Source organism: Gordonia terrae, assembly GCF_051789125.1.
Taxonomy (GTDB): Bacteria; Actinomycetota; Actinomycetes; order Mycobacteriales; family Mycobacteriaceae; genus Gordonia; species Gordonia terrae_A.
The window spans coordinates 2,422,287-2,437,100 of the sequence record NZ_CP196526.1 but is presented as its reverse complement, the minus strand read 5'-3'; the positions used below and the strand labels follow the sequence as shown (position 1 = coordinate 2,437,100).

The 14,814-nt window shown below is 69.8% G+C and carries 10 protein-coding genes; all 10 read right to left on the bottom strand.

Annotated elements, in window-relative coordinates; genetic code table 11:
* Window positions 1-29: 29 nt before the first annotated feature.
* The 10 genes from ACSUZC_RS11095 to aspS all read right to left on the bottom strand — a co-directional run bounded on the left by ACSUZC_RS11095 (window position 30) and on the right by aspS (window position 14,743).
* Entirely contained in the window at window positions 30-425 is a 396-nt protein-coding gene (locus ACSUZC_RS11095; RefSeq protein WP_439032818.1) for an A24 family peptidase, read from the bottom strand.
* An 81-nt stretch (window positions 426-506) separates the two neighbouring features.
* Window positions 507-1,406: a shikimate dehydrogenase gene (locus ACSUZC_RS11090; protein ID WP_439032817.1), complete on the bottom strand. Its 900-nt coding sequence runs from the start codon at window positions 1,404-1,406 to the stop codon at window positions 507-509.
* Window positions 1,394-3,253, bottom strand: a complete 1,860-nt coding sequence (gene mltG / locus ACSUZC_RS11085) for an endolytic transglycosylase MltG (RefSeq protein ID WP_439032816.1) — start codon at window positions 3,251-3,253, stop codon at window positions 1,394-1,396. Before mltG ends, ACSUZC_RS11090 begins: the two co-directional genes overlap by 13 nt.
* The gene (ruvX, locus tag ACSUZC_RS11080) at window positions 3,240-3,701 is read right to left on the bottom strand and encodes a Holliday junction resolvase RuvX (RefSeq protein WP_439032815.1); all 462 of its coding nucleotides are present in this window, start codon (window positions 3,699-3,701) and stop codon (window positions 3,240-3,242) included. The genes mltG and ruvX overlap by 14 nt, the downstream gene beginning before the upstream one ends.
* Window positions 3,701-6,376 carry an alanine--tRNA ligase gene (alaS, locus tag ACSUZC_RS11075; RefSeq protein WP_439032814.1) on the bottom strand — a complete coding sequence of 892 codons (2,676 nt, stop codon included), beginning with the start codon at window positions 6,374-6,376 and terminating at the stop codon, window positions 3,701-3,703. The genes ruvX and alaS overlap by 1 nt, the downstream gene beginning before the upstream one ends.
* A 108-nt stretch (window positions 6,377-6,484) precedes the next feature.
* On the bottom strand, window positions 6,485-7,864 hold the full coding sequence (locus ACSUZC_RS11070) for a replication-associated recombination protein A (RefSeq protein ID WP_439032813.1): 1,380 nt from the start codon (window positions 7,862-7,864) through the stop codon (window positions 6,485-6,487).
* Between the two features lie 7 nt (window positions 7,865-7,871).
* Complete coding sequence (locus tag ACSUZC_RS11065; protein ID WP_439032812.1) at window positions 7,872-9,050, bottom strand: hypothetical protein; 1,179 nt, start codon at window positions 9,048-9,050, stop codon at window positions 7,872-7,874.
* A gap of 146 nt (window positions 9,051-9,196) precedes the next feature.
* Window positions 9,197-10,117 (bottom strand): transglutaminase family protein, encoded by a 921-nt coding sequence (locus tag ACSUZC_RS11060; protein ID WP_439032811.1) that lies wholly within the window; start codon window positions 10,115-10,117, stop codon window positions 9,197-9,199.
* Entirely contained in the window at window positions 10,114-12,861 is a 2,748-nt protein-coding gene (locus ACSUZC_RS11055) for a circularly permuted type 2 ATP-grasp protein (protein ID WP_439032810.1), read from the bottom strand. The genes ACSUZC_RS11060 and ACSUZC_RS11055 overlap by 4 nt, the downstream gene beginning before the upstream one ends.
* 67 nt (window positions 12,862-12,928) lie before the next feature.
* Window positions 12,929-14,743 carry an aspartate--tRNA ligase gene (gene aspS / locus ACSUZC_RS11050; RefSeq protein WP_439032809.1) on the bottom strand — a complete coding sequence of 605 codons (1,815 nt, stop codon included), beginning with the start codon at window positions 14,741-14,743 and terminating at the stop codon, window positions 12,929-12,931.
* Window positions 14,744-14,814: the final 71 nt, after the last annotated feature.

The window sequence follows — 14,814 nt, the reverse complement described above, 5'->3', positions numbered from 1 at the left end:
GCCGGGCCGACGGCGGCGCCGACGAGACCTCACAGGAGGCCCGCGACGACGACGGTCGCGGAAACGAGGACCGGTCCGTGGGCGTGGACGATGGTGTCTCGGCGGGTCACGGCACGGTAGGCCACGAGGCCCAACGACAGGGTCGCGGCCACCGCGACCATGAGCAGGGCCGCATCCCACCGCAGCGTGAGACCACCGCAGACCGCGGCGAGCTTGACGTCACCTCCCCCACACCACCGCCTGCCGAAGCACAGCGCGTAGGGCGTGGCGGCGACGAGGGCGGCCAGTGCGGGTTCCGGGTGCACCACACCCAGCGCCGTCACCGCCCAGACTCCCGGCCAGACGAGACGGTTGGGGATTCGCAGGGTGCGTACGTCGGTGACCGCGATGGCGATCAGCCACAACAGAATGGTGATCTCGGCCATCGACGAATCGTGCCGTCTCCAGCGACAACCGACTGTCGTCCATCCCCAACCGGTGATACCTGTGGAGGGTCCGGGTGCCGATCAGCCGGCGGTGGTGAGCGCCTCGACCATCACGTCTCGAGGGGCAGGCAGTCCGGTGAACAGTTCGACCTGGCGGAAGGCCTGGTTGACGAGCATGACCAGCCCCCCGACGACCCGCCCGCCGGCGGCGGCCACGGTGGTCGCGAGCGGCGTCGGCCACGGGTCGTAGATCACATCGACCACTTTGGGGGCCCGCGCCACCGACGCCGCCAGTGTCGCGGCAGCCGGGGCCGGCACCGTCGACACGACGACGGCCGCGCCGCTGCACGCGCGATCCAGATCGGGACCGGTCTCGAACGCGGACACGCTGCCGGCGACCCCCAGCCGCTCGCACAGCCCGAGGACCGCTGCGGCGCGTCGGGAATCGCGCGCGACGACGGTGAGATCGGTGACGCCGGCACCGGCGAGCGCCAGAACCGTCGGGAGCGCGGTCCCGCCGGCGCCGACGACGACGGCGACCGGCGACGCGCCGCCCGCGATGTCGGCATCGACGGCGAGGTCGGTCAGTGCCCCGGCCATCCCGTCGACGTCGGTGCAATCGGCCCGCCATCCGCCGTCGATGCGCACCAGGGTGTTGGCCGAACCGACGAGCTCGGCGCGCTCAGTCCGTTCCGTCGCGAACTCGAGCGCCGCCAGCTTGTTCGGCATCGTGACCGAGAAACCGATGAACTCGGGATCGGCCCCGGAGACGATCCCGGGCAACTGATCTGGCGTGCACTCGATCCGGTCGTAACCCCAGTCGAGGAGCCCGAGGGCGCGATATGCCGCGAGATGCACACGCGGCGAACGTGAATGCGCGATCGGAGAGCCGAGGACCGCAGCGCGCCGATGATCGCCGTACGGCGATCGGGTGTGGGCGGGCGCGGTGTTCACGGCGGGCACGCTGCTCACTGACTGCATCCCGTGGCCACCAGCTTGTTCCGGCAGGCGACCTCGCGATTGCGCTTGTGTTCTTCGAAGGTGTCCGCGAACAACGTGGTCCCGGCGGTGTCGACGGTCACGAAGTACAACCAGGATCCCGGCGCCGGATCGAGCATGGCCTCCAGTGCGGGTACGCCCACGGCGGCGATCGGGGTCGGCGGCAACCCCTTGTACCGGTAGGTGTTCCACTCGTTGTCGGCCTTGTACGCCTCGCCGTGCACGTCGATGTTGGTGATGTCGGCGGTGTAGTTCTGCGTCGAGTCCATCTGCAGCAACTGATCCCGGTCGAGTCGGTTGCGGATCACGCGTGCGACCTTCGGCGCGTCCTCGACGTGACGCACCTCGCGTTCCACGATCGACGCGGCGATCAGTGTCTGATACGGATCGAGCCCGGAGTTGTTGCGATCCACCAGACCCCACTGCTGGAACATCGCGCCGCTCTGGGAGATCAGCTCCTGCAGGATCTGGGTCGCGGTGTGGTCCGGCTCGACGCGTTCCCACGTCGTCGGTGCGATGAGGCCCTCGATGCGCCGGTGATCACCGGTCATCTCGCTGACGTTCCGCTGTGCCCACTCCGGTACGCCGAGCTCCTCCGGGGTGGCGTCGGCGGCCGCCTTCTCGAGGTCGGCGACGGTGACACCCTCTTGCTGACCGTTGACGGAGAACGAGGTCGCGTTCTCGATCAGCTGGAAGATGCCCGGTGTGACCTTGCCGTCGACACCGGTCTTCGAATCGAGCTGGAGGCCCGGCGGGATCACCACGCGACCGACGCGGTGCTGGGCCCCGTCGTCGGTCAACATCTCGACGGCCGTGCTGGCGGGGATCTGGGTGCGCATCTTGTACAGACCGCCCGAGATGGGCTGACCGTCGGCTGCGTCGACGAATGCGCGCACACTGCCGACCACATCAGCGTCGACGAGGATGCGACCGAAGTCGGCGAGCGTCGAGTTGTCGGGGATGTCGACGACGACATCACCCGCGCCTGCGGCGGTGGAATAGTCCTTGCGCGACTCGAGCATTCCGGTGGCCCGCAGCCCGTAGTAGCCGACGCCGGTGATCAGCGCCAGCATGAAGACCAGGGCCAGCACCAGCACCATGCGTCGCTTCTTGCGGCTGCGACGCGGAGGGCGTCGGGTCTGCTGGGCCGGCTCGACGTCGTCGACTCCGGGCCACCAGTCGTCGTCCGGCGTCTCGATCCCGCGAGCCTGCGACGAACGGGTCCGGGCGTCGTCGTGGTCGACCTCGTCGCGGTACGACGGGACCTGCGCGTGCGGGCGGGCCATCGTGAAGTCGGTGTCGAGGTCGTCCTCCTCGACGGGTGCACTCCTCGGGGGCGCGGGCGGCGGGGTCACCGACCGGGTGGCCGGCGGCGTCGCGCGAGGCGGGGCCGGGCGCGTGGGCGCCTCCGGACGCGGGGGTGCCACCGAACGCGTGGGCGCCTCCGGACGAGGGGGTGCATCGGGGCGGGGCGGAGCCTCCGATCGGGGCGGGGCCATCGGGGGCGCCTCTCCGGGCGGGATCCGGACCGGCGTGGCGCGGGGCCGGGACGCGTCAGGCACCGGCCGTGATTGCTCGGCCGGGGGTATCGCGGGTGGTGCGGGCCGGCGTCCGGCCGGGTCCGCGGGCGCCTGACCCGCGCGGCGCCGGCGATGCCGGGTGTGCGGTGAGCCCTCCGTCGACTGGGTGAAGTACCGCAGGCGCTCGGGATCCATGCCCTCGGCTCGGCGCCCCTGGCTGTCCCGGTGTCGAGTGCGACGCCGATCCTCGGTCACCGAAGGGTCCTCTCCCGACTCTGTTGAGGGGTCGCCTGATTCACCGTCGCGCATCGAGCCATCCCTGAAGAATAGCGACCGCGGCCGCCTGGTCGATCACCCCGCGCGACGACTTCACCGACCTCCCACTCGCATGGAGGGCCCGCTGCGCGGTCACCGTGGTGAAACGTTCGTCCTGCCACTGCACGGCCACCGGCGCGATGCGGTCGGCGAGCCGGTCACCGAACTCGCGCGCGGTGTCGGCGGCGGCCCCCGCGGTGTTCTTCAGCGTCTTCGGCAAGCCGACGACCACCCCGAGCACCTCGTACTCCGCGACGAGCTCTGCGATCCGATCGAGATCGGCTGTGCTCGAAGGGGTTCGACGGACGGTCTCGACCGGCGTGGCCAGGATGCCGTCGGGGTCGCAGACGGCGACCCCGATGCGCACACTCCCGACGTCGATGCCGAGGAGTCGACCGCGGGGCCGTGAGGGCCCGTCCGGCAGGGGCTGCGGGTCCGGCATCAGCCGACGAACTCGCGGATACGTGTGAGCGCGGCGTCGATCCCGGCCGGATCGGTACCCGAGCCCTGGGCGAGATCGGGCTTGCCGCCGCCACGGCCACCCACCAGCGGGGCCACCTCCTTCACGAGGTCGCCCGCCTTGATCCCGGCGTCGCGCGCGGCGGCGGTGGTCGCGATCACGAACGGCACCTTGGCATCCGGGCCGTCACCGCTCGGCGAGAACAGAGCGATCACGGCCTGCCGGTCGGCGACCCGGCCGCGCAGGTCGGTCACCACCGAGCGCAGGCCGTTGGCGTCGAGCCCCGGCACCCGCCCCTCGACCACGAGGGTGGCACCGACCGTTCTCGCGGCGTCGAGGAGACCGGAGACCGCGGCGCGGGCCGCCTCGGCGCGCACCCGGTCGAGTTCCTTCTCGGCGTCGCGGAGCTTGGTGACGAGCTGCTCGACGCGTCCGGGCACCTCTTCTGAGGGCACCTTGAGCGACGAGGCCAGGCCGGCGAGCAGCGCCCGCTCCTTCGACAGGAAGCGGAACGAGTCCATGCCGACATACGCTTCGACGCGCCGGACACCGGAACCGACCGAGGACTCCCCGATCAGCGTGATCGGGCCGATCTGCGACGACGACGCGACGTGCGTACCGCCACACAGTTCCATCGAGAAGGGCCCGCCGATCTCGACGACGCGTACGAGGTCGCCGTAGTTCTCGCCGAACAGCGCCATCGCGCCCATGGCCTTGGCCTCGGCCAGACCTGTCTCGAAGGTGTTGACCTGGTAGTTCGCCTCGACAGCGGCGTTGCTGATCTCCTCGATCTCGCGGCGCTGGGCCTCGGTGACCGGGCCGGTGGCGTTGAAGTCGAAGCGCAGGTAGCCCGGGCGGTTCAGCGAACCGGCCTGGGTGGCGCCGGGGCCGAGGACCTCGCGCAGCGCGGCGTGGACCATGTGGGTGCCCGAGTGGCCCTGGGTGGCGCCGTGCCGCCAGGCGGTGTCGACGGCAGCGAGCACCTCGTCGCCCTCTTCGATCTCGCCCTCGTCGATGCGGACCTTGTGCAGCCACACCGACTTTCCGACCTTCTGCACGTCGGTGACCGACATGCGGACACCCGAACCGGTGGTGATCGTGCCGACATCGGCCATCTGACCGCCGGATTCGGCGTACAGCGGGGTGCGGTCGAGGACGACGGTCAGCTCCTGGCCGGCCGACGCCGCCGGGAGTCGAGCACCATCGGCGACGAGACCGAGAACCCGTGCCTCCGAGACGAGTTCGTCGAATCCGGTGAACTCGGTCGGCCCGCGGTCGAGGAAGTCGCGGTACACGCTCAGGTCGGCGTGACCGGTCTTGCGGGCGGTGGCGTCTGCCTTGGCACGCTGCTTCTGCTCGGCCATGAGGGCGGTGAAGCCCTCCTGGTCGACGGCGAGACCGGCCTCGGCCGCCATCTCGAGGGTGAGGTCGATCGGGAAACCGTAGGTGTCGTGCAGGGTGAAGGCGTCGGAGCCGCTGATGGTGGTGCGTGACGCGCTCTTGGTGGCGGTCGCGGCGTCGGCGAACAGCTTCGAACCCGCGGCGAGGGTCTTGGAGAAGGAGGTCTCCTCACCCACCGCAACGTCGACGATGTGCCGACGCTGTGTCTCGAGCTCGGGATACGACGGCGCCATGAGATCGATGACCTTGCCGATGATCGTGCCCATGGTCGGCTGATTGTCGCCGGTACCGAGCAGGCGCATGGACCGCACGACCCGACGCAGCAGACGACGCAGGACGTATCCCCGGCCGTCGTTGCCGGGCAGCACACCGTCGCCGATCAGCATGGCCGACGTGCGGGCGTGGTCGGCGACGACGCGGAACCGGACGTCGTCATCGTGCGAACCGGCGCCGTACGCCCGACCGGACAGTTCCGCCGCGAGGTCGATGATCGGCTTGCACAGGTCGGTCTCGTAGACGTTGTCGACGCCCTGCAGGATGCAGGCCACGCGCTCGACGCCCATGCCCGTGTCGATGTTCTGCTTCGGCAGCGGCCCGAGGATCTCGTAGTTGTCCTTGCCGCCGCCGGGGCCGCGGACGTTCTGCATGAAGACGAGATTCCAGATCTCGATGTAGCGGTCCTCGTCGGCCTCGGGACCGCCCTCGACGCCGTAGGCGGGGCCGCGGTCGTAGAAGATCTCCGAACACGGACCGCACGGACCGGGCACGCCCATCGACCAGTAGTTGTCCTTCATCCCGCGTCGCTGGATGCGCTCGGCGGGCACGCCGATCTCGTCGCGCCAGATGGCCTCGGCCTCGTCGTCGTCGAGGTACACAGTCGGCCACAGCTTCTGTGCGTCGATGCCGAAACCGCCGTCGGCCACGCTGCCGGTCAGCAGCGTCCAGGCGAAGGTGATCGCCTCACGCTTGAAGTAGTCGCCGAAGGAGAAGTTCCCGGCCATCTGGAAGAAGGTGTTGTGCCGGGTGGTGATGCCCACCTCGTCGATGTCCAGGGTCCGGACGCACTTCTGGACGCTGGTCGCCCGGGAGTACGGCGGGGTCTGCTCACCCAGGAAGAACGGCTTGAACGGGACCATGCCGGCGTTGACGAACAGCAGGTTGGGGTCGTCGAGCAGCAACGAGGCACTCGGCACCTCGGTGTGCCCGGCCTTGATGAAATGGTCCAGAAAGCGCTTCCGGATGTCATGCGTCTGCACTGTGGGGTTCGTCCTCGCCATTGGTGGTAGCGGCCGTCGGTTGTCGCGACATCTCAGACTACCGTCGGCGCACCGCGCAGCGGCGCATGGACTCTCATCTGCGCGAACTCAGCGAGAGCGTCTCCGCGACACCGCCCCGCGCACGATCGACCGCAGCTTGGCCACCCGCGGCCCGATCTCGCGTTCCAGTCCGTGGTCGGTCGGGACGTAGTAATCCCTCCCGACAAGATCGTCGGGTGGATACTGCTGCGGCACGACACCGTCGGGATCGTCGTGTGGATATCGATAGGCGACGCCGCTGCCGAGCTTCTTGGCGCCCGGATAGTGACTGTCCCGTAGATGCGCGGGCACGGCGCCGGCCTTCCCCGACTCGACATCGGCGAGTGCGGCGCCGATCGCCGCGACGACCCCCGCCGACTTCGGTGCCGTCGCCAGGTGGATGGTGGCCTGCGTCAGCGCGAGTTTGGCCTCGGGCATCCCCACGAGGTTGACCACCTGGGCGGCCGCCACGGCCGTCTGCAACGCCGTCGGATCGGCCATGCCGATGTCCTCGCTCGCGTGGATCATCAGGCGACGCGCGATGAATCGCGGGTCCTCCCCCGCCGCGATCATCCGCGCCAGGTAGTGCACGGCGGCGTCCACGTCCGAACCCCGGATGGACTTGATGAACGCACTCGTCACGTCGTAGTGCTGGTCGCCGTCGCGGTCGTACCGGACCGCGGCGCGGTCGATCGCGGTCTCCACGTCGGCCAGGTCGATCCGGTCGGTGGCGTCCGCGCTGGCCTCGAGCGCGGTCAGCGCCCGCCGCGCGTCACCACCGGACACGGCGACCAGATGGTCGTAGGCGGCGTCGGTGACCTCGACCTCACCGCCGAGTCCGCGAGGGTCGGCGACGGCACGCGTGAGCACCTCGCGGATGTCGGAGTCGGTGAGCGAACGCAACTGGAGGACCAGCGACCGGGACAGCAGCGGCGCGACGACCGAGAACGACGGATTCTCGGTGGTGGCCGCCACCAGCAGCACGATCCTGTTCTCGACGGCGTCGAGAAGCGCGTCCTGCTGGGTCTTGGAGAACCGATGGACCTCGTCGATGAACAGGACCGTCTGCTGACCGCCGTTCGTGGTGTCACCGATGAGACGGCGGCGGGCGACGTCGATGACCGCCCGGACCTCTTTGACGCCCGCCGACAACGCCGACAGCGCCTCGAACCGGCCGCCCGTGGCCCGGGCGATGAGCGAGGCCATCGTGGTCTTGCCGGTTCCAGGCGGCCCGTACAGCAGCACCGAGGCCGCCCCGGAGCCGTTGATCAGTCGCCGAAGCGGCGAACCGGTGCCCAGCAGGTGCTGCTGCCCGACGATCTCGTCCAGGTTCTGCGGACGCATCCGCACCGCGAGCGGTGCGCCCGGGGGCGGTGCGATGAGCCCGCCCGGTCCGGGCCCGGCAGTACCGGCCCGAGGGTCGTCGGGTGGGTCGAACAGTCCGTCCACGAGCGTGTCAGGCCAGCCAGATGCGCTGCAGCGCGACGCCCATCGAGGTCGCGAACACCGAGGTCTCGTCATCTCCGGCGCGCCCGGCGGCGGCCGCGAGATCGGTCCAGCGGCTCACGATCACACGCGGGTCGTTGGTGTGCAGGGCCCAGTCGTGGGTGAACCCGGCGGCCGAGAACGTGAGCGCGTCGGAGTCGGCGGCAGGGTCGGAATCGGTCTCGGCATCACCCGGCAGCATCCACGCGGTCGACAGCCACACCCACAGCAGCCGTGCGAGCAGGACCTTGCGCTGCATCTCACGCTCGTGGGCGAGGGCCGGCCAGATCGAGTGCACCTCCGACCGCCAGGCGTCGACGATCGACACCTCGAGATCGGTGGCGCGCGCCGAGGTACGCGGCGGCAACTGAGCCGTGATGGTGACCAGTGCGTAGGCGATGTCGAGCGTCGCGTCGCGGAAGCCGCCCCACTCGTAATCCATGAACTGGACGCCGTCGTCGTTGAGGAGAATGTTCTCCGGTCCGACGTCGGACGGGCTGAACGCGCGATGGTCACCGTCGTCGAACAGCGTGGCTGCCACGCGCAGCGAAGCGATCACGTGTTCGGGAACATCCACGCCCAGCACCGCGGCGTGTCCGGCGACCGAGTCGATCGCGCGCAGCGCCTCGTCGCGGAGGATGTCGCGTCCCTGGGTACCCGACGGCCCGCGGCGCAGCAGCGCGAGGAAGTCGACCTCGCCACCGACCGTGGCCGCGTGCATCCGGCCGAGTGCCTGACCCCAGGCACTGACCGCGCGCGAGGTCTCGACGGGATCGACGCCGGCCAGGAACTCGAGCATCGATCGACCGTGACCGAGGTCGGACAGGACCATGATGCGCTGATCGGTGTCCGACGCGATCAGCTGCGGGCCCGGACGGGATTCGTTCGGGAGCGCGGTCGCGTACTTGTACGACGCGATCTCACGGTGGAAGGCCTGGGGATCCTCGTGCCCGGGCAGCGCCTTGATCACCAGGGATCGGTCCAGGCTGAGAGGGTTCTGTGCGACCCTCACCCGCACCACCGTCGTGCGTCCGCTCCCGCCGAGGTCCTCGGGATCGTCCAGCACGACCGCTGATCCGGCGCGATGTGACAGCAGCGCCTCTGCCGCCCGCACCACGCTGGTGATGCGGCTTTCCGTAATGACCGTCATGTCGCCCACCAACCTACCCGTTGCAACGAGGTCGCAACAGCACTGTTCGTCCATCTGTACCACGTTGCTACTGGTAAAGTGCCGAAACGAGCGCCGAAATCCCTGCGGCACAGCGGTTTCGCCGAACGCGAACCGACGAGCGGTGTTCAGCCCGGGTCGGGTCCCTCCCCAGCCGCGGATTCCGCCGGACTGACGTCGACCGCGACGTCGATCTGGCTCCGGGTGGAGTCCGTGTAGATGACGCCGCGGAGCGGCGGGACGTCGTCGTAGTCACGACCCCACGCCAGCGTGACGTGGCGTTCGTCGACCAGCTTGTCGTTGGTCGGGTCGAACGCCAGCCACCGGCCGTCGGGCAGCCACACCGCGGCCCAGGCATGACTGGCGTCGGCTCCGAAGATCTTCTCCTTGCCCGGCGGCGGGTCCGTGGCCAGGTATCCCGATTCGTACCGCGCGGCGAGTCCCACCGAGCGCAGGCAGGCGATCGCGACGCGTGCGAAGTCCTGGCAGACGCCCTCTCGACGGGTCATCACCGTGTCGACCCGGGTGGAGATCGCGGTCGAACCGGAACGGTAGGCGAAGTCGGTGAAGATCCTGGTCGTCAGGTCGGTGACCGCCTCGATCAGCGGACGGCCCGGCACGAACACCTCGGCCGCATAGGCGCGGACCGCCGGGGTGATCTCGGGCGGATCGAGGTCCAGGACGAACTCCGCGGCCAGTGCGGCATCCCGACCGGTCAGGGTGCCGGGACGCGCGGCCTCCCAGGCGGACCGGGCCGCGGGACTCAGCAGCAACCCCTCGTCGATGGGATCCACCTCCACCACCGATCGGGCCGTGACCGTCAGCGCGCGGTGCGAGGTGCGCACATGGAAGTAGCTGTCGTTGTTGCCGTAGACGTCGACACCGGTGGAACGATCGTCGGGTTCGGGCTCGATCTCCAGCGATGTCGATCGCACCCGCTGGCCCGGGAGGTCCCGGGGGGTCAGATGACACCGACCGTAGGAGGACGACACGTCGTCGTCGTAGGTGTAGCTGGTCCGGTGCATCACCCGGTACAGACGTGAACTCACGACTGACCACCACCCCAGATCGGTCGCGCCTGCTGCGGCGTGGCGAACCGCGTCCGCGTCAGCAGGTCCGACAGCTCTCGGACTCCGCCACGCAGGCTGCCCATCAGTTCGTCGAGATCGGGGCGGCGGCGCTCGGCGTCGACGCGGACGAGGCCGGCGGGATCGCTGCGGCGCAGTTCGGCGATCATCTCCTGCACCGCTCGTTCGGCGCCCGCCGACCGAAGGGTCTCGGGTGCGGCGGACAGGTCGGCGTTCATCTTCTCCAGTGAGAAGATCATCGACCTCGGGTTGGTGGGGTCGAAGAGCAGCAGGTCGACGACGGCGTCCGGTCGGTACAGACCCCGGTTGCGGCGTCGATAGATCACCGAGGACTCGTTCGCGACGAGGAAGGACTCCATCAGCGCCTGCTCGACGTCGGTGTCACCGGCGTCGACGAAGAACGCCCGCGTCAGATCGGCCAGCGTCAGGGCCCGCTCGATCCGCCGGCCGAGATCCATGAACATCCAGCCCGCGTCGTGCACCATCGACTCCGCCTGCAGACCGGTCAGAGCGAGTACACCGTGGAGGATCTCCGCATGTGCACGCGCGAGCTCGGGACCGAGGTCGAGTGCGGCGTCACCGAGACCGTCAGGACCCGACTCGGACCGCGAGTCGGCGAGCAGCCGTGAGGTGGCCGCCACGGCGCGTTCGACCGGCGCGAGGACCATCCACGTACTGGTCGACATCTGGTCGCGCACGGCCCGCGCACTGCTCACGAGCCGCTCCACGGAGTAGGCGATGGTCCCGGGCACCGACCTCGCGACGGTGAGGTCGGCGATCTTCTCGATCGCCTCGTTGACCTGGTCGGGTGACGGCGGGCGGTCGGAGCCGGACATCAACAGATCGGCGGTGCCCAGATAGCCCGCGGTGCCGGTCACCGTCGCCACCGCGTGCAACACCAGCGGGACCGCCTGGGTGCCCGCCATCCAGGGCCGGTACTGGAAATCCTGATAGCGCTCGCGAGACACCTTCGCCAACCGGGTGATCAGTTCGGTGCGTTCGCCGTAGCGGCCCAGCCAGAACAGATCGGCCAGAACACGGGGACTGGCGGCGGCCGCGACGTCGGAGTATCCGCTCGGCACGGCCCGCCGCGGGGCGATGACCGCGACCTCCTCGGCCGGCTCGGCGCGCGTCTCCGCGCGGCGCGACACGTGTCCGCCGACGTCGGTGCTCGTCACCCACACGTCCTTCGCGGCCACCACGTGGTGCGCCGCACCCTCTGCCCCATCGGCCAGGACCGCACCCAGGCCGCCGGGCATGACGGCGTATCCGGGGCCCTGCGCGACACTGAACGCGCGCACCGAGACCGGCGCCGCCCGCAGCGTGCGCGCCTGCACCTGTCCCGACCGCGTTCCGCCGGGCGTGATGGTCGGCGCCACCGAGAACGCTTCGAGCTCGCGGGCCACCCACTGCCAGGTCTGGGCCTCGATGCGCGCGGCGAGGTCGGCTCTGTCGGCCGCAGCCAGCATCGGGCCCACGAACTCCTCGTCCGTGCAGGTGTTGGTGACCACCAACGAAGCGAGGGATGTTCGGATCTTCGTGCGCTGCAACGGATCACCGGCCCAATAGGTCCGGACCGATCTCAACAGCAGGTCATCGTCGAGAAGCGCCGGCGCGAGCCGTTCGAACACGGTGTGCAGAGCCGGGTTCTCCAACACCCCCGAGCCGAGGGTGTTGAGCACGGTCACGTTGCCGCGTGAGATCGCCTCGACCAGACCGGTGACTCCCAGCCGGGAGTCGGTCCGCAGGTCGAGGGGGTCGGCGTAGGCCGCGTCGACGCGCCGCAGGAGCACATCGACTCGTTTGTACCGGCCGAGCGAGCGCATGTAGACGGCCCCGTCGCGGACGGTGAGGTCGGCGCCCTCGACGAGCGGGAAACCCAACACCGACGCCAGATACGCCTGATCGAAGGCGGTCTCGGACATGCTGCCCGGACTGAGCACCGCCACCGTGGGGTCATCGACCCCCGGTGGCGCGTACTCGGTGAGGGCCAACCGCATCGTGGCGGCGAAGTTCGTCATCGGGCGCGGCGCACACGCCTGGAACAGCTGCGGGAAGGTCTTCGACATGAGGCGGCGCCCGACGATCGCGTAGCCGACACCCGACGGCGCCTGCGTGCGGTCGCGGTAGGCGACGAAGCGCCCGTCGGCGGTCCGGGAGATGTCGACCGCGTGCAGGAACAGTGCGTGGGGCCCGGCGACCTCGAGGCGCGCCGCCTTGCGGATGTAGCCCGGATGCCCGAACACCATCTCGGGCGCGACCAGACCGGAGGTGATCGTCCTCTGATCGCGATACAGATCGCGGAGCAGGAGGTCGAGAAGCATCGAGCGCTGGGCGATCGCCTTCTCGAGTTCGGCCCACTCGACACCGTCGACGACCAGCGGGACCGCGTCGACCTCCCAGTCGCGGGTGACCGTGTCGTGGCCGTCGAACTCGTTGTAGACGACGCCGTCGTCGCTGACCGACGCGGCGAGCCGGGCCGCCGACTCCCGCAGACGACCATCGCCGCGCGATTGGTAGACCCGCGCGAGGTCTTCCCACGCGGAACGAACGGTACCGCCGGAATCGAGGAGCTCGTCGTAGTGCTCGACCGGCCGGTCGGCACCGGGCCCGGCTTCGGCGATCCGGTCCGGATCGAAGAGCGTGTACCCCTCGGCGCGGTAGCGATCGAACACCGCGGAAGCGTTGCCCGGCGAAGAGGTCACCGGAGCACTGTACGTGCCGGTCACCGTTCCCGCGTCCCGGGGACCCGGAGGCCTCACCGCGGTGGTGTCAGCTGCCCGGCGCCTGTGCCTTCTGGCCGTCAGCGGCCTCGGCGCCGCCCCGCGGTGCGGGTTTGGCGTCGATGCCCGACTCCTTGCGCTGCTGGGCGGTGATCGGGGCGGGCGCCTCGGTCAGCGGGTCGACGCCGCCGCCGGACTTCGGGAACGCGATCACCTCGCGGATCGAGGATTCACCGGCGAGCAGCGCGGTGATGCGATCCCAGCCGAAGGCGATGCCGCCATGCGGCGGTGCGCCGTAGGCGAAGGCGTCGAGGAGGAAGCCGAACTTCTCCTGCGCCTCGTCGTGGCTGATGCCCATGATCTCGAAGACGCGTTCCTGCACGTCACGACGGTGGATACGGATCGATCCGCCGCCGATCTCGTTGCCGTTGCACACGATGTCGTAGGCATACGCGAGGGCGGCACCCGGATCGGACTCCAGCGCGTCGATCGACTCGGGCTTGGGTGAGGTGAACGCGTGGTGCACCGCCGTCCACGCCGAATGTCCCAGGGCGACATCACCGGACGCGGTCGCATCGGCGGCGGGTTCGAACATCGGCGCATCGACGACCCACGTGAACGCCCAGTCGCCCGGCTTGATCAAACCCAGCTTCGAGGCGATCTCGCCGCGCGCGGCGCCGAGCAGCGCGCGGGTCGACTTGACCTCGCCCGCACCGAAGAACACACAGTCGCCGGGCTGCGCGCCGACGTGGGCGGCCAGTCCGGCGCGCTCGTCGTCGGACAGGTTCTTGGCGACCGGACCCGAGAGCGTGCCGTCCTCCCCGATCAGGACGTACGCGAGGCCCCGGGCGCCGCGCTGCTTGGCCCATTCCTGCCAGGCGTCGAGCTGGCGACGCGGTTGCGACGCACCGCCGGGCATGACCACGGCTCCGACATACGGGGCCTGGAAGACGCGGAACGGGGTGTTCGCGAAGTATTCGGCGCACTCCACGAGTTCGATGTCGAATCGCAGATCCGGCTTGTCCGAACCGAATCGGCGCATCGCGTCGGCGTAGGTCATGCGTGGGATCGGGGTCGTGATGTCGACGTCGATCAGTTTCCACAGTGCGACAAGGATCTGCTCGGCGACGGCGATCACGTCGTCCTGGTCGACGAAGCTCATCTCGATGTCGAGCTGGGTGAACTCGGGCTGCCGGTCGGCGCGGAAGTCCTCGTCGCGGTAGCAGCGCGCGATCTGGTAGTAGCGCTCCATACCCGCCACCATGAGCAGCTGCTTGAACAGCTGCGGGCTCTGCGGCAGTGCGTAGAACGTACCCGGTTGCAGGCGCGCCGGGACCAGGAAGTCACGAGCCCCCTCCGGCGTGGACCGGGTCAGTGTGGGCGTCTCGATCTCGGTGAAGTCGTGTGCGGCGAGCACCCCGCGCGCGGCCGCGTTCGCCTTCGAGCGCAGGCGCAGCGCCGCACTCGGGCCCTCACGACGGAGGTCGAGGTACCGGTGACGCAGACGCGCCTCCTCGCCCGGCGACTCGTCGAGCTGGAACGGCAGGGGTGCCGACTCGTTGAGCACCACGAGGTCGACGGCGTTGATCTCGATCTCGCCGGAGCTGAGGTTGGGGTTCTCGCTGCCCTCGGGCCGCACTTCGACGACGCCGGTCACGGCGACGCAGTACTCGGCGCGCAACCGGTGCGCGGCCGCGGCGACCGCCTCGTCCCGGAACACCACCTGGACGAGCCCGGTCGAGTCACGCAGGTCGATGAAGACGACGCCACCGTGATCACGCCGGCGTGCGACCCACCCGGCGACGGTGACGGTCTGCGACGCGTCGGCGCGACGCAGCGAACCTGCGGAATGCGTGCGGAGCACTGAGAGTCCTTCCCAACGATCGGATCGGCCCGACGGGAACGCAGGCCAGGTGTCCATGGTGCCGTATCGGC